16 protein-coding genes are annotated in these 19,647 nt (G+C 58.6%); 3 read left to right on the top strand and 13 right to left on the bottom strand.

Annotated features, from left to right (window positions below):
- Window positions 1-43 precede the first annotated feature (43 nt).
- Together JFU11_RS24835 and JFU11_RS24840 are read right to left on the bottom strand one after the other, a co-directional pair.
- Complete coding sequence (locus JFU11_RS24835) at window positions 44-3,841, bottom strand: hypothetical protein (RefSeq protein WP_201062409.1); 3,798 nt, start codon at window positions 3,839-3,841, stop codon at window positions 44-46.
- A 376-nt stretch (window positions 3,842-4,217) separates the two neighbouring features.
- Complete coding sequence (locus JFU11_RS24840; protein WP_201062410.1) at window positions 4,218-5,327, bottom strand: PilT/PilU family type 4a pilus ATPase; 1,110 nt, start codon at window positions 5,325-5,327, stop codon at window positions 4,218-4,220.
- Window positions 5,328-5,446: 119 nt separating this feature from the next.
- Here JFU11_RS24840 and JFU11_RS24845 point away from each other — a divergent pair, with 119 nt between their 5' ends.
- Together JFU11_RS24845 and JFU11_RS24850 are read left to right on the top strand one after the other, a co-directional pair.
- Window positions 5,447-7,984 (top strand): PAS domain-containing protein, encoded by a 2,538-nt coding sequence (locus tag JFU11_RS24845; RefSeq protein ID WP_201062411.1) that lies wholly within the window; start codon window positions 5,447-5,449, stop codon window positions 7,982-7,984.
- Between the two features lie 66 nt (window positions 7,985-8,050).
- On the top strand, window positions 8,051-8,326 hold the full coding sequence (locus JFU11_RS24850) for a peptidylprolyl isomerase (RefSeq protein WP_007933743.1): 276 nt from the start codon (window positions 8,051-8,053) through the stop codon (window positions 8,324-8,326).
- Between the two features lie 142 nt (window positions 8,327-8,468).
- On the opposite strand, the gene JFU11_RS24855 is transcribed toward JFU11_RS24850, so the two are convergent.
- The 8 genes from JFU11_RS24855 to JFU11_RS24890 form a co-directional block, all read right to left on the bottom strand.
- Entirely contained in the window at window positions 8,469-9,401 is a 933-nt protein-coding gene (locus tag JFU11_RS24855) for a sugar kinase (protein WP_201062412.1), read from the bottom strand.
- A gap of 158 nt (window positions 9,402-9,559) precedes the next feature.
- Complete coding sequence (locus JFU11_RS24860) at window positions 9,560-10,777, bottom strand: amino acid deaminase (protein ID WP_201062413.1); 1,218 nt, start codon at window positions 10,775-10,777, stop codon at window positions 9,560-9,562.
- A 39-nt stretch (window positions 10,778-10,816) separates the two neighbouring features.
- A complete protein-coding gene (locus JFU11_RS24865) occupies window positions 10,817-11,581 on the bottom strand; it encodes an IclR family transcriptional regulator (RefSeq protein ID WP_201062414.1) in 765 nt (254 codons plus the stop codon).
- A gap of 170 nt (window positions 11,582-11,751) precedes the next feature.
- Window positions 11,752-12,141, bottom strand: a complete 390-nt coding sequence (locus tag JFU11_RS24870) for a RidA family protein (protein WP_050681226.1) — start codon at window positions 12,139-12,141, stop codon at window positions 11,752-11,754.
- A gap of 30 nt (window positions 12,142-12,171) precedes the next feature.
- Window positions 12,172-12,963, bottom strand: coding sequence for an amino acid ABC transporter ATP-binding protein (locus JFU11_RS24875; protein WP_201121394.1), 792 nt, complete (start codon window positions 12,961-12,963; stop codon window positions 12,172-12,174).
- Window positions 12,960-13,622 (bottom strand): amino acid ABC transporter permease, encoded by a 663-nt coding sequence (locus JFU11_RS24880; protein WP_123722382.1) that lies wholly within the window; start codon window positions 13,620-13,622, stop codon window positions 12,960-12,962. The genes JFU11_RS24875 and JFU11_RS24880 overlap by 4 nt, the downstream gene beginning before the upstream one ends.
- A gap of 12 nt (window positions 13,623-13,634) precedes the next feature.
- The gene (locus JFU11_RS24885) at window positions 13,635-14,297 is read right to left on the bottom strand and encodes an amino acid ABC transporter permease (protein WP_018927655.1); all 663 of its coding nucleotides are present in this window, start codon (window positions 14,295-14,297) and stop codon (window positions 13,635-13,637) included.
- A 52-nt stretch (window positions 14,298-14,349) separates the two neighbouring features.
- Window positions 14,350-15,198, bottom strand: coding sequence for a transporter substrate-binding domain-containing protein (locus tag JFU11_RS24890; protein WP_201062415.1), 849 nt, complete (start codon window positions 15,196-15,198; stop codon window positions 14,350-14,352).
- A 343-nt stretch (window positions 15,199-15,541) separates the two neighbouring features.
- On the opposite strand from JFU11_RS24890, the gene JFU11_RS24895 reads away from it, so the two are divergent.
- On the top strand, window positions 15,542-15,991 hold the full coding sequence (locus tag JFU11_RS24895; RefSeq protein WP_201062416.1) for a thioredoxin family protein: 450 nt from the start codon (window positions 15,542-15,544) through the stop codon (window positions 15,989-15,991).
- A gap of 59 nt (window positions 15,992-16,050) precedes the next feature.
- On the opposite strand, the gene JFU11_RS24900 is transcribed toward JFU11_RS24895, so the two are convergent.
- The 3 genes from JFU11_RS24900 to JFU11_RS24910 form a co-directional block, all read right to left on the bottom strand.
- A complete protein-coding gene (locus JFU11_RS24900; protein WP_123722379.1) occupies window positions 16,051-17,697 on the bottom strand; it encodes a phospholipase D-like domain-containing protein in 1,647 nt (548 codons plus the stop codon).
- Window positions 17,698-17,852: 155 nt separating this feature from the next.
- The gene (locus tag JFU11_RS24905; protein ID WP_201062417.1) at window positions 17,853-18,389 is read right to left on the bottom strand and encodes a VWA domain-containing protein; all 537 of its coding nucleotides are present in this window, start codon (window positions 18,387-18,389) and stop codon (window positions 17,853-17,855) included.
- Between the two features lie 119 nt (window positions 18,390-18,508).
- Window positions 18,509-19,516, bottom strand: a complete 1,008-nt coding sequence (locus tag JFU11_RS24910; RefSeq protein ID WP_201062418.1) for an AAA family ATPase — start codon at window positions 19,514-19,516, stop codon at window positions 18,509-18,511.
- Window positions 19,517-19,647: the final 131 nt, after the last annotated feature.

Raw genomic sequence — 19,647 nt, forward strand, 5'->3', positions numbered from 1 at the left:
TCAAAAGATCGCAGCCTTCGGCAGCTCCTACAGAGGGCAGTTTTCAAGCCTTGTTCAGAATTACCAGCACCGGCTCGGTAATCGTGCCATCGCGGCTGGTCGCAGCCGCTGCCTCAAGAGTGGACATGTTGCTGTCAAAGCTCGATTTATCGGTGTACAGCTGACCTAGCAGCGACGTGGCCACCGCCAGAGAGTCGGCATTTTCAAAAACCTTTGAGGCGGCGTGGTATTGCACCACAGAGCCGGCCTGCGCCACCGAAAGTTTCCCGCTGGCCAGGTTCAGCAACGGCGCAACGTCCAGCACCTGAGCGGTGGCACCTTCGCCAGCCACATCGACGGCATAGCTCACATCCTCCGTCTGCGCAGACCCGTGGAGCATTTCATGAATCAAATCATCCGCCACTACATCATGGTTGTAGCCATGCCGGATGAAGTGTTTACTCAGATTTCGCGTGTAAATTTCAATGAACGATACGCCGGGCTGGTCGACGGCACTCAAGGCCTTCCATTGCATGTAGATGTCCCTGTTGAACGCAGCAATGTTGCCGTTATCCTTGAATGGGTCGAGGATAAAGTTGCTCAGGGATAAACCCGCAAAATCTGTCCTGATCAGTTTCAGGTATTTCAGCAGTCGATCACTGGCTTCAGCCGTATCACTGCCCAAAAGCATTTTGATGACGAAATCACGTTCCGTTGTGAAGTCACGGCTGCTCAAGGCATTGATCGCATTCTCAATTTTTGATCTTGCTCGCGGTAAGCTTTGCTTGATGAAATGACTGGCATAACTGACCGGCAATGTTTTAAGGAACTGGGGAAGCCTGAAAGGAGCATGAAGGGTGAAACTGGTCAGCTTCGGTCCCCAGGGTTCACCGGTTCGGTCAAGGGCATACCAGTGAAAATCTTCGCGCGCCGCCACAACAGTCAGTGTGTCGACACTTCCTGCGTGGGGCCGCCAGGTGCCCTGTCCGACTTTTGCACCATTGGCCGCGCCAAGCAGCTCTTTGGTTCCATGGGCTCCTTTTATGTGGCTCAGTTGCGACTTCGCCAGCGCGATAATCTCTTGAGCCTGTCGGCTCAACCGCACCCCTCCCTTGTAAACCAGCTTCCCCGTGCCATTGAGTATCGACGGCACGTCATCCAGCGGGTTGAAGATAGAAATGCCTGTGCCGATAACCAGCTTGGCCAGACCAGCAAGCCGGGAGGACATATTGGAAGCCTTGGTCACGATATTCGCGGCCTTGGCGCCTGCGCCTGCAATGGCGCCCGCCAGAGCAATGGCATCCATGGCGCACCCATAGATTCCATCGACCACCCGATTGTGCTCCCCGCTTGACAGATCCTCTATGCACTTTTTGAACGGCACGGCGAGGTCGACGATGTAGGTAGCGATTCTTTCGCCATTCTCACGCTCCAGCTCAAGCACCGTAGGTTGAGTAGCCGTTGCTTCAAGTTGTTCGAAGGACATTAATGGGTGATGGGATACGATGAGTTGCGCGATTCGGGCAAGCTGCGGCTCCGCGAAATTCTGATATTCACTGTTCTTCGGACTGGATGGCGTGGCTGGCGCAGGCAATACGGCTAACTTGTTGATAATCGCCATGCTGCTGGTGATCTGGAAATCGTTCGCTACACCCTCGATATAGCATTTGAGATTTACTGGCAGACGTTCTTTGGGGGTCGGCGGCACATGTGTTTTCAGATCGCCGCTGAAATCCACTCTTGCAGCCCCCTGGAGCTTTCCGGTGCTGACGATCAGATTTCCGAGCTCATCGTTTTTATGTATTTCGCCACGCAAAGTAAAAATCTCATAACACGATACGCGGTCACGATAAGAGACACACATCACGATGCCGAAACGCCCTGTAGCGGCATCCTTACCCTCTTGACTCTCCACCCGTTCCTCACGGACAAACGGGCCTGATATCGGCGTGGTACGCGTGATTACCGCCGAGTCACGGAGAGTGAAGAAAGTAACTTCACCGTTCAGGACGTGCTGCAGTTCATAGGAGGAAAGCCGCGCGAGCGCCAACTTGACACCCGTAGCGAGCGCCTTATTCAACTCGCCCAGGTGAAGATGTAACTGACGATGAAACTCAGCGTTATTTTCTTTCATCCTCAACAGTTGCGGGTAACGGGTGTAAATACTCGCAACGGTGGGGTCGTAATGGCTTGGCCTCTTGTTGTTGGTGATCTGGCCCAACAGATCCGGGGATTTGTCGTCCGGGAAAACTGCACGGAAGTCCCACTGCCCCGTCACCACGTCTCCCGACATATGCAAGTCGAGCATGGACATGGCGGTCGGCGAAGCGTATAGCCCCGGCTGCTGGAAAAGTATCGGCTGCTCAAGGAAACTACAGGTCGGGGCAGCACGCTCCAGCGCCGCTCGCGCAATGGCTTTCCTGTCGGGCAATGGACTGGAATAGGCGCGGCCAACCTGTGAGAAATTTTCTACGTATCGCTGGTACGCGACGATTGCATGTTGCGTCGTGTCTTGTTCGGTTCGCCCCAGTTCCTCATTCGTCACGACGCCATTAACCAGCGCCCAGTCGATGATCGGGTCGATCATCGCCAGGGTGTGCAGATTCTCGAGCGGACGGCTGACCGGTTCCTGTTCGGCGTATGTCATGATTTGCGCATACGTCATCACCCGCGAAGCGCCCCAGGCGATGGCTTCGACCAATGCCACCCCACGGCAAAAGGATACCCACTCAAGCGAACCGATCTGGATGGAACTCGGCACCTGTCTGACCAGAAACTCGGGCGCCCTCTGCGCCAACCAAAAATGAATCGCCAATGGGGCCGTATCGTGCGTTGCCCATTGATTGGCTACGATGTGGCTGCGCAATTCTTCAAGGACGATGGCTGACGGCCTGCCAATGTAGCTTGGCGAATACAACTCAAAACTGCCGACAGTTTTCCTTCCCTTTTCCTTGCCTACAAAAGGATTGAGATCCAGAAGAATGGCTGTAATGAGCACTTGCCCAAGTTGTTGCGCGTTCGCCACCTGGCCCGACTGTGCTCCGAACCACCCCAGCAGTTCCAGGTATTTTTTTGCATATTCCTGGGAGATCGAGTGGCTGACCAATTGTTTTATCAACACGGCGGCATTGTCATGCAGTGCAACCGCGGAAGGTATTTTTCGGAACAGGACATCGAGCAGTCTGTTATTCGGAATCAAACTGCTGGTTATTCTTCGAATGGCCAGGCGCTGTTCGGCAGACAATACGATCAACGATTGATCATCGGTGATGATCTGCCCCCAATAATTGCCAAAATGATCGACTTCAGGAAAGTCAAACTCGAAGTAGCCAATCAGGTTTCTGACCTGCGCAACGGTCCTCGGCACATCGAAGCCATAAAACTCAAGCCATTTATCGACCATCACCATATTGTCCGTCCACAGGCAACCTCCGGCCTCTTTGGCAATATCCGTCAAGATCTCCATTGAAGCTCGGCCAGCGTTAAAGTGGGCAAAATATCCCAGCTCGACGAGGTCTCTCCAGGCTTGGCGCCTATACACTTCCAGCTTGCCAGAATGGGTAACACGAATAAGTGTGGCGTCACTCATGTTTTCCTGGGTCAGTGCGCTTCTTATTGCAACCGTACTGAGCAATTCGTTCAACAGAACGCTTCCCGGCACATATACCTCATACAAAGAGGAGGCCTTCTGCAGCTCTACCTCGTATTCAAACCAGTCGATTGTTTCGTCGCCACTGTAATCTTCCAGACAAGATTTTAGCTTGACCAAAATCAATTGCCGCTCAGCTGCATCCGCGTCTTGACGCAGCTGCTCCTCCCTGTCGATATCATCCAGGGATTTATCCCTTAATTCAAAACTCATAGATCAACCCTTAATAAATCAACTGACTGACTTATTCAGTCCAGGCAGATCTTACTTACCCAAGCCGAGCAAACCAGCACCAATCTATTAAGTAACATTTCCGACAGACCAAACTAACCAACCACAAATCGTCCAATCAAGTCTCGCGCTCCGAAAACCAAGCGATCTACAAAAATTCCCTCCCCGGAAGTTTCAGATGCAACTTCAGGTTATTAATCAAACATCAGAATGCTTTAATGTTTCTCACCGACAACACCTGCGACAACCAACTTGTTGTAGGAGCTGCCGAAGGCTGCGATCTTTTGATTTTGGCGTCAGATGAATCGCTAAAGATCAAAAGATCGCAGCCTTCGGCAGCTCCTACAGGGGGAATGCGTCAGTCCACTAATCCCCACTCACCCGGCGGCGTATGAGGCCCGGGCGTAGCCTCAGCGTGCATTTTCAGGCGCAGGCGCAAGTTGTTCACCGAGTCCGCATGTTTCAGCGCCTCTGCCTCATCAATTGCGCCCTCGGCAAACAGCTCGAACAGCGCCCCATCAAACGTCTGCATCCCCGCCTCTGACGACTTCTCCATAATCCCCTTGAGCTCGGAAAGCTCATTGCGCCGGATCAGGTCGCCGATGGTCGGCGTTCCCAGCATGATCTCCACCGCCGCCCGGCGCTGCCCATCGCGGGTGCGCACCAACCGCTGGGAAACAAAGGCCTTGAGGTTATTGCCCAGGTCATGGAGCAGTTGCGTCCGGCGCTCTTCGGGAAAGAAGTTGATCACGCGGTCTAGCGCCTGATTGGCGTTGTGCGCATGCAAAGTGGAAATTACCAGATGACCGGTATCGGCAAACGCCAGTGCATGCTCCATAGTCTCGCGGTCGCGAATTTCGCCGATCAGCACCACATCCGGCGCCTGGCGCAGGGTGTTTTTCAACGCTGCATGAAAACTGCGAGTGTCTACGCCGACCTCACGCTGGTTGATGATCGACTTCTTGTGCCGATGGATAAACTCGACCGGGTCTTCGATGGTGATGATATGGCCGCTGCTGTGGCGATTGCGGTAATCGATCAGTGCCGCCAGCGAGGTCGACTTGCCCGAGCCAGTCGAACCGACGAACAATATCAGCCCTTGTTTGAGCATCACGGTTTCGAGCAGCACCGGTGGCAACTTGAGGTCTTCGAAGCGTGGAATGTCGAGTTTGATGTTGCGCGCCACGATAGACACATCGTTGCGTTGCTTGAAGATATTGAGCCGAAAGCGCCCGACGCCGACCAGGGAAAGCGCCAGGTTCATCTCCAGTTCGCGATCGAACTCCAGGCGCTGTTCAGCGTCCATGATGGACGCCGCGATGGCCGCGATTTCTCCGGGCTTGAATGGTTGCTCGGCCAAGGGTTTGAGCACACCGTCAAATCGTGCGCTGGGTGGCGCGCCCGTGGACAGGTAAAGATCGGAGCCATTGCGGCTGGCCAGAATTTGCAACAGTGCATCGATTTCCATGGCAAAAAGCACCCGCGAAGCATTCAATTGAAAAAATGACCCGAAACGGGTCATCCAGCGTCTACCGCCATGCAAGGATAGTAGACGCCGCCACACCGACTGACGCGCAGGACATTGTAATGAACGCACCACCGACCGCCAGCGACGCCCAGGCCTTGATTGCTCGACTGGACTGGACAAACAACCCGCTGGGCGCCGCCGATCACTGGCCGCAGAGCCTGCGCACCGCCGTGGACATTGTGATTCACTCGCCCATGCCGATGCTGTTGCTGTGGGGCCCGCAGCTTACGCAGATCTACAACGACGGCTTCGCCTTCCTCGCCGGCAGCAAGCACCCACACGCTTTCGGACAACCGACGCACCAGATCTGGCCAGAACTGAAAGACTTCACCGACCCGATTTACAGCGCCGTCCTACAGGGCCAGGTGCGGACCTACAGCGAACAGCGCTTTACCTTGCAGCGCGACGGGCGAGATTCCGACTTCTGGCTGGATTTGACCTACAGCCCCATTCGCAATGAAAGCGCCGAGGTCGCCGGGATTCTGGTCACGGCCATCGAAACCAACGAACGCCGGCGCATCGCCCTGGAACTCGAGCAACGCTCCGCCGCCAGTCTCAAGGCCCAGCACGAAACCGAGCAGCGTCTGCAACTGGCGCTGGCCGCCACCGATGCCGTCGGCACCTGGGACTGGGACATCGGCGAAGACCGCTTCATCGCCGACGCCCATTTCGCTCAATTGCATGGCGTCGACCCGACCATGGCCAGCCAGTTGCCCATCAGCGAATACCTCCACGGCGTGCATCCGGAAGATCGCGCGATGATTGCCCGCAGCATCAAGCACTGCATCACCCATGGCAGCGAGTACGCCGAGGAATATCGCTTGCTGCAAGCCGACGGCCAATTGCGCTGGGTGTTTGCCCGAGGCCGCTGCTACAAGGATCATCATGGTCGGCCGATCCGTTTCCTCGGCGCCGCGCTGGACCTCACTGAACGCAAGCACATCGAACAAGCCCTTCGCCAGAGCCAGACCGAGCTGCAACTGATCATTAACGCCATGCCGATCCTGATCAGTTACGTCGACAGCGAGGAGCGCTTTCGCCTCAACAATGCCGCCTATCTGGAATGGTACGGCCTGACGCCCCAAGAGCTTTATGGTCGCACCATCCATGAAGTGTTGGGCGACGAAGCCTATGCCCTGCGTGCCGAATACATCGCCGAGGCGCTGAAAGGCAAGGCTTGCAGTTTCAGCATCAGCGCCGCGCACCGCGACGGCAGCACCCGTCAGGCCTTGATGAACTACCTGCCCCGTCATGGCGCGGACGGCGCGGTCAATGGTTTTTACATCTTCGTGATCGACGAAACCGAGCGCAAACAGACCGAAGAAGCCCTGCGCAACCTCAACGAAACCCTTGAAGAACGCGTCAGCGCCCGCACTCAACAACTGGCCGAAGCCAACCAGCGGCTGCAAAACGAGATGTTCGAGCGCGAGCGCGCCGAAGACGCTCTGCGGCATGCGCAGAAAATGGAAGCGGTGGGACAACTCACCGGCGGCATCGCCCATGACTTCAACAACATGCTCACCGGGATCATCGGCAGCCTCGATTTGATGCAGCGCTACATCGCCGACGGGCGTGCCGCCGAGATCGGTCGTTTTACCGAAGCCGCGGTATCCTCGGCTCACCGCGCCGCCGCCCTGACCCATCGGTTGCTGGCGTTCTCACGGCGTCAGTCGCTGGATCGCAAGCCGCTCAATGCCAACCAGCTGGTGCATTCCCTGGAAGATTTGTTCCGCCGGACCAAGGGCGACCATATCGAGCTCAAAATGCAGCTGGCCAATGAAGTCTGGCCGGTCAGTACTGATGTCAGCCAACTGGAAAACGCCCTGCTCAACCTCGTCATCAATGCCCGGGATGCGATGCCCGAAGGTGGCGAGCTGCTGATCGAAACCGCCAACGTTCACCTCGACGGTAGCGACATCACTCCCCTGGAACCGGTCAGGGCCGGGGATTACCTGATGATTGCCGTCAGCGACAACGGCGCCGGCATGACCCCGTCAGTGTTGGCCAAGGCCTTCGACCCGTTCTTCACCACCAAACCCATCGGCCAGGGCACCGGCCTTGGACTGTCAATGATCTATGGCTTCGCCCAGCAGTCGGGCGGGCACGTCAGCCTTCACAGCCTGCCGGGCCAGGGCACCTGCGTTCGCCTGTATTTGCCACGGCTGCACGTCGCGGTGCCGGAGCACACTCTGGAACCGCTCAACGGCGAAACACCGGCAGCGGTTGCCGGTGAAACCGTGGTGTTGGTAGAAGACGATCCGGCGGTGCGCATGCTGGTGCTCGATCTCCTCAATGAGTTGGGTTATCACGCCCATGAAGCCGAAGACGCGAAGGCCGCCCTGCCCTTGCTGGAGTCCGACCTGCGGGTCGATCTGTTGGTGACCGATGTCGGGCTGCCGGGCATGAACGGTCGGCAACTGGCGGAAATCGCGCGTCAGCATCGCCCGGACCTGAAGGTGCTGTTCATGACCGGTTATGCGGAGAAAGCCGCCGAACGCCAGGGTTTCCTGGAGGAAGGCATGGACATGGTGGCCAAACCCTTTTCCATTGACCTGCTGGCCAACAAGATTCGCACGATGATCGGCCAAACGGACTGAGTTAAGGCATAATCGCGCGCCCCACGCTGGCACCAACATAGCCACCACCGTTGCAAGGTACTGCCAATGAAAGCCCAAGCCCGCCATATCCTGGTGAAAACCTCGGAAGAAGCCGAGCAGCTCAAACAACGCATCGCCAAGGGCGAAGCCTTCGATGTGCTGGCCAAGAAATACTCCACGTGCCCGTCCGGCAAACGCGGCGGCGACCTGGGCGAAGTACGGCCCGGGCAGATGGTCGGCGCGATCGATGCGGTGATCTTCAAAAAACCGCTGCGGGTGGTGCATGGGCCGATCAAGAGCAAGTTTGGTTATCACCTGGTGCAGGTGTTTTACCGGGATTGATCGATTGGCTTCAGTGCCTCATCGCGGGCAAGCCCGCTCCCACAGGGTGCGGTAATGTGACTGCAATCGTGGGTAACTCACAAATCCCTGTGGGAGCGGGCTTGCCCGCGATCCGGTTGCGCAGCAAGCGGCCATCCACCGCTTATCTCGGGATCAGAGCCCCAGGCACCTGAATCACCCGACTCGCCAACCGATGCCCGGCCTCGGCAGCCTCAACCGGGCTACCGCCCTTAAGTCGACACGCCAAATACGCCGCACTGAACGAATCCCCCGCCGCCGTGGTGTCCACCACCCGCTCGACCACCTGCGCCGGCACTTCGAACGACTCACCGTCACAGCGAATCAGACACGCCTCCGCGCCGCGCTTGAGCACCACTTCAGGCGTGCCCATCTGCTCGTAAGCGGCAAACACCGCCGCGCAATTGGAAAAGTGGAACAGCGCCTGCTCGTCGTCAACCGTCAGCAACGCCAGGTCGATATAGGGCAGAACGCTGCGATAAGCCGCCCGTGCCTCTTCAATCGACGCCCACAAGCGTGGCCGGTAGTTGTTGTCGAACACAATCCGCGCATCCCGCTGCCGGGCTTCGATCAGGGTTTCCAGAAGTTTTTCCCGCCCCTGCACACCGAGCACCGCCAGGGTGATGCCACTGAAATACAACACGTCGTAATCCGGCAGCGCCGCCAGAATCGGCTCGGCGGCCGGGGTGGTGAAGCAATCGCGCACCGCCGCTTCGTTGCGCCAGTAGAGAAAACGCCGCTCGCCCGCCGCATCGGTCTGGATGCAATACAGGCCGGGCAAGCGACCGGGCAAACGCTGGACCATGTCCAGGCCAATGTTTTCGCTGGCCCAGCTCTGGCACATCGCGTCGCTGAAACTGTCGTCGCCCAGGGCGGTGACGTAATCCACCGTGCCGCCATCGCCCAGCTCACGGGCCAGGTAGACCGCAGTGTTCAGGGTATCGCCGCCGAAGCTTTGTTGCAGAGTGCCGTCGGCGCGCTGCTGCAATTCGATCATGCACTCGCCAATCAGGGCGATGCGCGGGATGTTGGGGCCTAGGGGGCTGATATTGTTCATGGTTGTGGGGGCTCTGGTATTGCGATGTTGTTTGGTAGGCCGTCATCGCGGGCAAGCCCGCTCCCACAGGGATTTGTGAATTGCCACAAATTGCAACCACACCAAAAAACCTGTGGGAGCGGGCTTGCCCGCGATGGCCGCACCTCGGTCTGGAAACCTTAAAAACAGGTTTCCATGGTTTCGATGACATTCAGTTGCTCATCCACCAAACACCCAATGCGCCACTTGTCGAACGTCAGGCACGGGTGCGAAGTACCAAACGAGATGATATCGCCCACCCGTAACTCAACCCCCGGCGCCACGGTCATGAACGCGTGCTGGTCCATCACTGCCGTCACCTTGCAGGCACTCACATCATCGCCGGTCGCCGGCACCACACCGGCCTTGTAACGCAGCAACGGCACCGGTAAACCGGCGTCATAGGCGACGTCGCGTTTGCCCAAGGCGATCACCGCAAAACCCGGTTCCGGCAACGACTGCACATGCGCCCAGACTTCCAGCGCCGGGCGCAAACCTTCGTGCAGGTCGCTGCGACGGTCGAGCACGCAGCATTGCGCCTCTTTGTAGATGCCATGGTCGTGGGCCACGTAACTGCCGGGGCGCAGCACGCTGAGGAAACGCCCGCCGGCATTCTGCGCTTCGAACGATTCGGCGATCAGGTCGTACCAGGCCGAACCCGACGCCGTGATGATCGGTTTGGCAATGGCGAACGCACCGCTGTCCTGCAACTGCACCGCCAGACGCACCAGGGAATCGGCGAACTCACGGATGCCGCTCACCGCGTGATCGCCGTGAATCACCCCTTCGTAGCCCTCGATGCCGGTCAACGCCAGCGCCGGTTGAGCCGCGATCGCCTCGGCCAGCGCCAGGACTTCGGCTTCGGTGCGGCAACCGCAACGACCGCCGACCACGCCGTACTCGATCATCACGTTCAGCCGCACACCGCGCGAAGCGAAATACGCGCCGAGGTCCGCGACGTTATCCGGATGATCGACCATGCAATAGAAATCGAAGGTCGGGTCTGCCAACAGATCAGCGATCAGCGCCATGTTCGGCGTACCGACCAATTGGTTGGCCATCAGCACCCGATGCACGCCATGGGCGTAGGCCGCGCGGGTTTGCGTGGCACTGGCCAGGGTGATGCCCCAGGCACCGGCGTCCAGTTGGCGACGAAACAGCGCCGGGGTCATGCTGGTTTTACCGTGCGGCGCCAGTTCTGCGCCGCTGTTGCTGACAAAGTCCTGCATCCAGCGAATGTTGTGTTCCAGCGCTTCGCGGTGCAGCACCAGCGCAGGCAGGCTGACGTCGCGCACAAGATTGGCGCCTGTGTGGGCAAAGCCCTTTTCCACGGCGGCAGTATTTTTGGCAGAAGACATGGTCGAACTCCTCACATTCGCGGCCGCAGGCAGCCGCTGTTATTCGTTGATACGCCGGGCGAGGCTGTTGGCGCTGTCGATCAGCACCCGACGATAGTCGTTGTAATTGTTCTTCGCATCGGCCCGTGGGGCGACGATGCACAGGGTCGCAATGGCCACGCCGTTCGGGTCTTTGACCGGGGCGGCGAAGCAATGGGTAAAGGTGTCGGCGACGCTATCGAAGGAAAAGAACCCATCGATACCGGCCTGGCGGATTTCCTCGAGAAACCGCTCCAGCGGCAGGCGTTCACCGCCGGGCAGGATGAAGTCGTCGGGGTCGATCAAATCGACGATCTGCTGATCGCTCAGATGCGCCAGCAACAGGCGCCCGGAAGCGGTCCAGGGAATCGGCGCGTTCTCGCCGATGTCCGAGGAAATGCGAAAATGCCGCTCGCCCTCTTTCATCAACGCCACGGTGTACTTTCGCCCGTTGAGCAGGCACATCTGCGCGGTTTCACGGGTCTGGCTGACGATCTCTTGCAAGGCAAGATCGGCCTCGCGGGTCAGGTCGAAATGGCGCAAATGCGCCTGACCGAGGAAGTACAGCTGACGACCGAGGTAAACGTGACCGTCCTTGCCCACAGGTTCAAGAATGCGCCGTTCCAACAAGGAGGCGACCAGTTCATAGACCGTGGATTTCGGGCTGCCGATGCCGCTGGCGATTTCATTCGGGCGCAGGGGCTGGCCGATTTCCTTGAGGAATTCGAGAATGTCGAACGCCCGGTCCAGACCGCGAGCCCGGCGCTTGATGGTGTCTTCGGTCATTTCAGTGTTCCCATTAATGTGCCGGGAGTTTAACCAGAGTGCTGCGGCGACTGTTAGGCCGCCTTCGCGGGCAAGCCACGCTCCCACAGGGTTCTATGTGCCGCCACAGATTGCAGACACACCTTCCATCCCTGTGGGAGCGGGCTTGCCCGCGATGGGCGCGCCTCGGTTCAGGCCTTTTTCTTGTACGCGATGCAGTCAATCTCAACCTTGCAATCGACCATCATGCTCGCCTGTACGCAGGCCCTCGCCGGCGCGTGTTCGCTTTTGAAGTACTCGGAAAACACTTTATTGAAACTCCAGAAATCCCGCGGGTCTTCCAGCCACACGCCAGTACGGACTACGTCTTCCAGACCGTAACCGGCCTCTTCCAGAATCGCGATCAGATTTTTCATGGTCTGGTGAGTCTGCTCGACAATGCCGCCCACGATAATTTCACCATCCAGCGCCGGCACCTGGCCGGACACGTGCAGCCAGCCATCGGCTTCGACGGCGCGGGCGAAAGGACGGGGCTGGCCGCCACCGGCGGTGCTGCCGGTGCCGTAACGAGTAATGCTCATGGGTGTTTCTCCTAATTGCAAAGTGAATGCTTAAAAACGGGTGTTCTTGAGAAATTCCGCCAGACGTGGCGACTGCGGGCGTTCGAACAGTTCCTTGGGTGGCCCCTGCTCTTCGATCCGCCCCTGATTCATGAACACGATCTTGTCTGAGACCTCAAAGGCAAAGCGCATTTCGTGGGTCACCAACAACATGGTCATGCCGTCTTCGGCCAGGCCCTTGATCACGTTCAGCACTTCGCCGACCAGTTCCGGGTCGAGGGCCGAGGTGACTTCATCGAACAGCATCAGGCTCGGGTTCATCGCAATCGCTCGGGCAATCGCCACGCGCTGTTGCTGACCGCCAGACAACTGACCGGGGTAATGGTCGCGACGTTCCAGCAGGCCAACCCGCTCCAGCCATTTTTCCGCCAGCGCCACGGCTTCATCCTTGTGCAGCTTTTTGACCTTGAGCAATCCGAGGGTGACGTTCTGCAACGCGGTGAGGTGGGGGAACAGATTGAATTGCTGGAACGCCATGCCGGTCATGGCTCGATGGCGGGCGATGACTTTTTCCGCGTGACGCACGCGCTTGCCGTTGACCTCGTCATAGCCGATGGATTCACCGTCGAGCAGAATCTGCCCGCCCTGGAACTCTTCGAGCATGTTCACGCAGCGCAGCAGCGTGGTCTTGCCCGAGCCGCTGGAGCCGATCAGCGTGACCACATTGCCGCGCTGCATGGTCAAGTCGACGCCCTTGAGCACTTCGAGCTGGCCGTATTGTTTGTGCAGGCCGCGGATGTCCAGCAGCGCTTGATTCTGTGTCGAAACTTGAGCTTGTGTCATGGCAAGGCCACCCGCTTTTCAATGTGCCGGCCGAGTAATTCGATGGCGTAATTGATGATGAAAAAGAGCAAACCGGCGAACAGGTAAAACTCCAGGGTCATGAACGTCCGGGCGATGATCTGCTGGGTGCTGAGCAGCAATTCGGCCACGCCGATCACCGACAACAGCGTCGAAGCCTTGACGATCTCGGTGGACGAGTTGACCCAGGTCGGCAAGATCTGCCGCAACGCCTGGGGCAACAACACGTAGCCCAGTGCCTGGTAAAACGTCAGGCCGATGGCCTTGCTCGCTTCCATCTGGCCACTCGGCAGCGCTTGCAATGCACCGCGCACAATCTCGGCGACGTGGGAGCCGCAAAACAGCGTCAGCCCCAGGGTGCCGGCGCCGAATGCGCTGATTTGCCAGCCCAATGCCGGCGCCATGTAGAAGCAGGCCAACACCAATACAAACACTGGCGTGCCGCGAATGATGTCGACGTAAAACCGGAACGGCGCGCGCATCCAGAACGTGCCATAGGTGAGCACCAGACCTGCAACGACGCCGACCAGCGTGCCCAGCAAAATCGCCAGCGCCGAGCACTGCACACTGGTCAGAAAGCCCTGCCACAGGACGTCCCGCGCCACCCATAACTCATGCAACCAGCTGGGAGATTCGTACATGGGGGGGGCCTCCTATCGGCGAATCGCCAGACGCTGCTCGAGGTAACGCAGCATCATGGCAATGAGGTAACAGGCCGCAACATAGAGCGCTGTGGTCACCAGCCAGGTTTCAATCACCCGGTAGCTCTCGACATTGATCTTGCGCGCGTAATAAGTCAGCTCCGGCACGGCAATCGCCGCCGCCAGCGAGGTGTCCTTGAACAGCGAAATGAAGTTGTTCGACAGGGCCGGCAGCACGTTGCGCAGCATCACCGGCACGGTGATGTACGCCTTGACTTGCCACTCACCGAGCCCGATGGCCAGGCCGGCTTCACGTAGCCCTTTGGGAATGCTCAACAACCCGCCGCGGAACACTTCGGTCAGGTACGCCCCGGCATACAGCGACAGGGTGATGATGAACGACGGGATCTTGTCCAGACGAATGCCAAGGCTCGGCAACGCGAAGTAGATCAACAGAATCAACACCAGAATCGGCGTATTACGGATTACCGTCACATACACCGACGCCAGCCCCCGCAATGCGCGATGCTTTGACAGCAAAGCAAACGCCATCAGCAGGCCGATCACGCAGCCGATGGCGATCGACACCAGCGCCAGTTCAAGGCCCAGACCGAGCCCCGCCAGCAAGGTGTCGAAGTCGCGCCAGACGGCGGCAAAATTCAACTGATAGTTCATGGTCAGCAGCACCTTGAGCGGGGCGATTTAAAACCGCCCCGCTCTCACGGGATCATTTGTATTCGACGGGGAAACCAATCGTAGGTGTCGGAAGGTCTACACCGAACCACTGCTTGAACGATGCCGCGTAAGTCGGGAACTCAACGCCGGTCATGGCTTCATGCAGGACAGTGTTGACGAAGTTCAGCCAGTCCTGATCGCCGCGTTTGACGGCGCACGAATAGGTTTGCGGGCTCCAGGCATAGGCCGGGCTGCGATAGCGACCAGCGTTCTGCACCATCAGGTATTTCACCGACGACTGATCGGTGGCCGCCGCATCGGCACGACCGGAGTTCACCGCCTGATACATCAAATCCACGCTGTCGTACTGATCGACCTTGGCCTTGGGCAGCGCCTGATGCACCAGTTCTTCGGCGTACACGTTCTGCAACACCGCCACGATCACACCGTCACCGGCGGCCTTCAGGTCGTCGATTTCCTTGTACTTGCTGTTGGCCGGCAACAACAGGCCCACGCCTTCGCGGTAGTACGGCAGGGTGAACGCCACTTGCTGGGCGCGGCTGGCGGTCACGGTGATGAACTGGCAACTCATGTCGACCTTGTCGGTCAGCAGATTCGGAATTCGCGCATCGGACGACTGCACCACGAACTCGACCTTGCTCGGGTCATTGAACAACCCTTTGGCCACCATCCGCGCGATATCAATATCAAAACCCTGCAACTTGCCATCCGCTCCCTGGAAGTGCCACGGCGCATTGGTACTGCCCGTGCCCACGATCAACTTCCCACGGGCCAGCACGCTGTCGAGCTTGCTGTCTGCCGCTTGAGCGACACCCATGACAGCGGCCGAAGCCGCGAGAACGAAAACACACGCTTTAAACAACGAAGGTCGGCGATGCATGGCAAGCACTCCAGGGTCATGTTTATTCCGCTATACCGGAAGTAGGTATGTAACAACGGAATAGACAGCAGAAAGTGTGCCACAGGTTATGAGTGGAATCTCGGGGGAATTGAAAAGTGTTTTGAATCAGATGGATGCGCGTTAGCGCGAAGCAGGCGTTACGAAACGCACAAATAAAAGAACGCTACCGTGGGACACAACGCTCGAGTACTTGCACCACATCTGAAGCCGTAGCGATTCAAAATGAAGCAGAGCCCCACCTGTAATTTCTGACAGTAGACCCACCTGTTCACCTCCTTTAACGTCAACAGGCCCTTCGATAGTCTTTGAAAAGGAGATTTCAATGAGCTCGATGACCACTCACCCGACCATGGCTGCGGTCTATCGCAAGGCGCTGAAAACCTGGCGCCCGGTGATCCTGTATTTCGGCAACCAACATTGTCCCGCCTGCGAAATGGCCGAACCGGTTTTCCGTGCTATTGCCGAGAAGTACAAAGATCACGCGCACATCTATGTACTGAGTACGAACGAATCTCCTCGGCATCCAGATGTCACCGGCACACCCACTGTGCTGTTCTACAAGGAGGGAAAGTTGCTGAAAAAGCTCAAGGGGATTGGAACCCGGGAAACCCTGGAAGAAAATTTCAAAAAGCACATCGGCAAGCTCAGGCCTAAACAGATTGCCCACAAACCCCGCCATGACTTGCCGTGGTTGCAGAAAACCTTCAGCACTTTATGCACCGCGCCTCGGGCACAGGGGCTGTTGAATGTACGTTTCATGAGTAATGTTTGAGTCGTCTGGGCGATCGCCTTCGCGAGCAGGCTCGCTCCCACAGGGAATCACCAGGCTGTTTATCGTCCGGCAAAGCGCAACCGCGACAACATGCGCAAATCGCCCTCGAGGTAATAGTCATCGGTCCAGCTGTCATCCGCCGCCAACGGCCGGACCTGCTTGAGTTGCAGTTTCTTTGCAAAGTAGCGGAACCGGTAATGCTCATAAAACCGCAGCAGTTCCAGGCCGTAGCGATCGGCCAAGTCGGTGTCGCCACGGATGATCAGGTAGTTCTCGTCATTGCCGTTGCTGGCTGCGGCGCTGAGGTTGTGGCTGCCGCTGATGATGGTCGGTGTGTCGGTGGTGAAGTCGACGACGATGGCTTTTGTGTGCACCAGCAGGTTGCCCTTCTGGCCTTTCATGTTTTCCTTGAGCCAGCCTTCCAGACCCGTATTGAGCAGCGCGGTGGCGGCAAATTGAGCGGTGCGGTCGGCATGGAAACCGGTGATGCTGCTGACGGTGTTTTGCAGGCCGTAACGCAAGATGTCGTCGTGGGGCTGGCCGAGCAAGGCGTTGAGTATTTCCTCCGGCAAGGTGAACGCAGTGACAAACAACAGGTCTTTTTTGGCCGACTCGATGATGTCGACGAACTCACGCAAATCGCCCTGGCCCGAGCGCGGTGAGAAGCCGGCGAACAGCGCCTGGTCCGGCTGCATCGGATTGTTTTCCGTGAGCCATTCCCGGGTGGCACCGACGTCTGCCGGCGTGGCCCAGACTTGTTCAAAGGTTTGCAGGTAACTGGCGCCGATCCGAGCATCGTCCAGCACATGCACAACGTTGGCCTGACGATAAACGCCGTTGGCGGTGAAATTGGTGCTGCCACAGAGTACCGCTTCGGGCTGATGCTGCCCCGCCGCGTCGAGTCGGCTCAGGACCATGAACTTGTTGTGAAAGATGTTGTGCGTGACCCGCCCGCGCTTGTTCGCCGCCGGGATTTTTTCCAGGCTGGCTTCGTTCAGCGCCGTGGTGTCTTCGTCTGGTTGGGCGTGGTACAGAACCCGAACCTTTACGCCACGCTCAAACGCGGCGTTCACCGCATCGACGATCACCTTCAACTGATATTCGTAGATCGCGATGTCCAGCGCCCACTGGCCATCCTCGGCCCGTTCGATGAACCCCAGCAAGCGTGCGAGCAGGCCATTTTCCAGCCATTGCCGCGGAGCATCGGGCCAGGCTTCGATGGGCAGTTTCTTGTTGGCGCTGAGCAGCGCATCAAGGTCGGCGAATTTGCGCTGGAAGGCCTGACTCGCGGCCACCGCCCGGTTGAAGATGACGTTCTGGCCCGCTGGAAGGCCATTGTCGGTGGTGAGCGTCACTTCCAGAAACTCACCCAGCTGCGGCGCATCGGCAGTGCCGTAGGCCAGGTGAATCCGATAATGGATCGTCACGCCCGGATTGACCGCGTAATCGGCCCAGCGAAATTTCTGCAATGGCGCGGCATCGCTGGGGGTGGCGCGAAACTGGGGGAACGTATGAGCCTTGCCGGGGAAGGTCAGGCTATTGAACAGAAACAACCAGGGTTTGTTGCCTTGCTGTTTTTCGATGGCGAAACCCAGCAGGCCTTTGCGGCGGTGCTCCGCCAGATCGATCGCCAGCAACACGCCGTTGGTGCCAGCGTAGGCTTTGACACGGAAATCGTCCTGATCGTTGCGGGCTAGAACGCGCATGGGTCACTCCTGTGAAGATCAAAAGATCGCAGCCTTCGGCAGCTCCTACATTGATTGTTGCACACCCATCATTCGCGGATGCACCCGCTATTCACCAATCATTTGCCGATGTACCCGCGTCCTGTAGGAGTTGCCGAAGGCTGCGATCTTTTCGGCTACAAATCATCGATATGCTGGTAATGCGTTTGCAGTTGATCCGCCAACACTTTAGCCCGTCCGAGGCGAATCGGTCCGCGCTCAATGTCGATCAGCAACCCCGGACACTCCAGCGCCGGCAACGTTGACCATTCCTTCACCCGTCCATCCGTCACCAGCAACAGCCGTTGCTGTTCTGCCGGAAAACGCTTTTGCCGTGCCGCTAGCCAGTGCCCTGCTTCACTCAGCGCCGCCAGCATCGGCGTTCCGCCACCGGCACCAAGCCCTTCGAGCCAGTCGCGCAAGCCAGCGGAAGCTTTCAAACCTTGCACCTGCCACTTCGGTACATGGCCGCTGGCGGTCAGCAAAGCCAAGCGCGCACGCTGTCGATAGGCATCGTCGAACAGTTGCGCCAGCAAGCCCTTGGCATCGCTCAACGCTTGATGACGACGGGTCGAGGCCGAGGCGTCGACGATCACCAGCCATAATTCATGAGGACTGCGGGTGCGCAGATGAAACAGCACATCGTCGCGTTGACGCGGTCGGCCATTGAGCAAGGTGCCGGGCCAATTGATCGATCCGCTCAGGGCTGCGTGACGCTTGCCCTGTTTACCGTGATCCAGCCGTCCTGCGCGGGGTCTGGCATTCGCCCCCGCGTCTGATCGAGGGCGAATGCCTAGGGCTTTTTTGGCCAGCTCGGCACTTCACGTCGAGCGCCGACCGGCAGCGCCTGGGCAGGTATTTCGCCCCACTGGCCCTGACCTTCGCTCGGGTTGGCGTTCTGATTGGAAGGCGGCGGTGCTGCGGGTGATTGGTGCGGCATCGGTGGCGAGTGTTCGCGACGACGATGGCGCAAGGCAAATTCAGCGACCGCGTCGATATCGTCCTCACTGATCGCGGTCGCGCCCCGCCATGCCGCGTGGGCCCGTGCCGCGCGCAACCAGACCAGATCGGCTCGCAGGCCATCGACGCCGGCAGCAAAACAACGCTCGGTGATCTGCGCCAGCGCGGCATCGTCGAGGGGAATGCTCGCGAGTGCCGAGCGCGCCTTTTGGCAACGCTCGCGCAGTGCGTGTTGCTGGCTTTCCCATTCGGCGCAGAACCCTTGCGGGTCGCTGTCGAAATCCAGTCGGCGACGGATGATCTGACCGCGCTCGGCCGGTGCGGTGTGGCCACTGAGGGCGACGTTCAGGCCAAAGCGGTCGAGCAATTGCGGGCGCAATTCGCCCTCTTCCGGATTCATGGTGCCGATCAGCACAAACTTCGCCGAATGCCGATGGGAAATCCCGTCGCGCTCGATCAGGTTGGTGCCGCTGGCGGCCACGTCGAGCAGTAAGTCCACGAGGTGATCGGGCAGCAGATTGACTTCATCGACATACAACACGCCGCCGTCGGCCTTGGCCAGTACACCGGGGGAAAACTGTGCGCGACCTTCGCTCAAGGCCGCGTCGAGGTCGAGGGTGCCCACCAGCCGTTCTTCGGTGGCGCCCAGAGGCAAAGTGACGAATTGACCGCTGGCCAACAGGTCCGCCAGGCCTCGGGCCAGGGTGGATTTGGCCATGCCGCGCGGGCCCTCGATCAGCACGCCACCGATTTTCGGGTCGATGGCGGTCAGGCACAGCGCGAGCTTCAAGTCATCGGCGCCGACCACGGCGGAAAGCGGGAAATGGGGGGTGTCGGTCATTTTCAAATCTCAGTCATGGTCGGTGGCAGGCACACCTTGTACCTGTGGGAGCGTGGCTTGCCCGCGAAGGCGCCCGCTCAGTCGAAATCAATGTTGATTGTTAGGACCTCTTCGCGGGCAAGCCACGCTCC

This window comes from Pseudomonas sp. TH37 (genome assembly GCF_016650735.1).
Classification (GTDB): Bacteria; Pseudomonadota; Gammaproteobacteria; order Pseudomonadales; family Pseudomonadaceae; genus Aquipseudomonas; species Aquipseudomonas farris.

Coding starts and splice junctions, on each gene's coding strand:
- JFU11_RS24845 (WP_201062411.1), top strand. CDS start 5,447: ATGAACGCACCACCGACCGCCAGCGACGCCCAGGCCTTGATTGCTCGA.
- JFU11_RS24885 (WP_018927655.1), bottom strand. CDS start 14,297: ATGAACTATCAGTTGAATTTTGCCGCCGTCTGGCGCGACTTCGACACC.
- JFU11_RS24910 (WP_201062418.1), bottom strand. CDS start 19,516: ATGACCGACACCCCCCATTTCCCGCTTTCCGCCGTGGTCGGCGCCGAT.
- JFU11_RS24875 (WP_201121394.1), bottom strand. CDS start 12,963: ATGACACAAGCTCAAGTTTCGACACAGAATCAAGCGCTGCTGGACATC.
- JFU11_RS24850 (WP_007933743.1), top strand. CDS start 8,051: ATGAAAGCCCAAGCCCGCCATATCCTGGTGAAAACCTCGGAAGAAGCC.
- JFU11_RS24895 (WP_201062416.1), top strand. CDS start 15,542: ATGAGCTCGATGACCACTCACCCGACCATGGCTGCGGTCTATCGCAAG.
- JFU11_RS24890 (WP_201062415.1), bottom strand. CDS start 15,198: ATGCATCGCCGACCTTCGTTGTTTAAAGCGTGTGTTTTCGTTCTCGCG.
- JFU11_RS24855 (WP_201062412.1), bottom strand. CDS start 9,401: ATGAACAATATCAGCCCCCTAGGCCCCAACATCCCGCGCATCGCCCTG.
- JFU11_RS24860 (WP_201062413.1), bottom strand. CDS start 10,777: ATGTCTTCTGCCAAAAATACTGCCGCCGTGGAAAAGGGCTTTGCCCAC.
- JFU11_RS24865 (WP_201062414.1), bottom strand. CDS start 11,581: ATGACCGAAGACACCATCAAGCGCCGGGCTCGCGGTCTGGACCGGGCG.
- JFU11_RS24900 (WP_123722379.1), bottom strand. CDS start 17,697: ATGCGCGTTCTAGCCCGCAACGATCAGGACGATTTCCGTGTCAAAGCC.
- JFU11_RS24835 (WP_201062409.1), bottom strand. CDS start 3,841: ATGAGTTTTGAATTAAGGGATAAATCCCTGGATGATATCGACAGGGAG.
- JFU11_RS24840 (WP_201062410.1), bottom strand. CDS start 5,327: ATGGAAATCGATGCACTGTTGCAAATTCTGGCCAGCCGCAATGGCTCC.
- JFU11_RS24870 (WP_050681226.1), bottom strand. CDS start 12,141: ATGAGCATTACTCGTTACGGCACCGGCAGCACCGCCGGTGGCGGCCAG.
- JFU11_RS24880 (WP_123722382.1), bottom strand. CDS start 13,622: ATGTACGAATCTCCCAGCTGGTTGCATGAGTTATGGGTGGCGCGGGAC.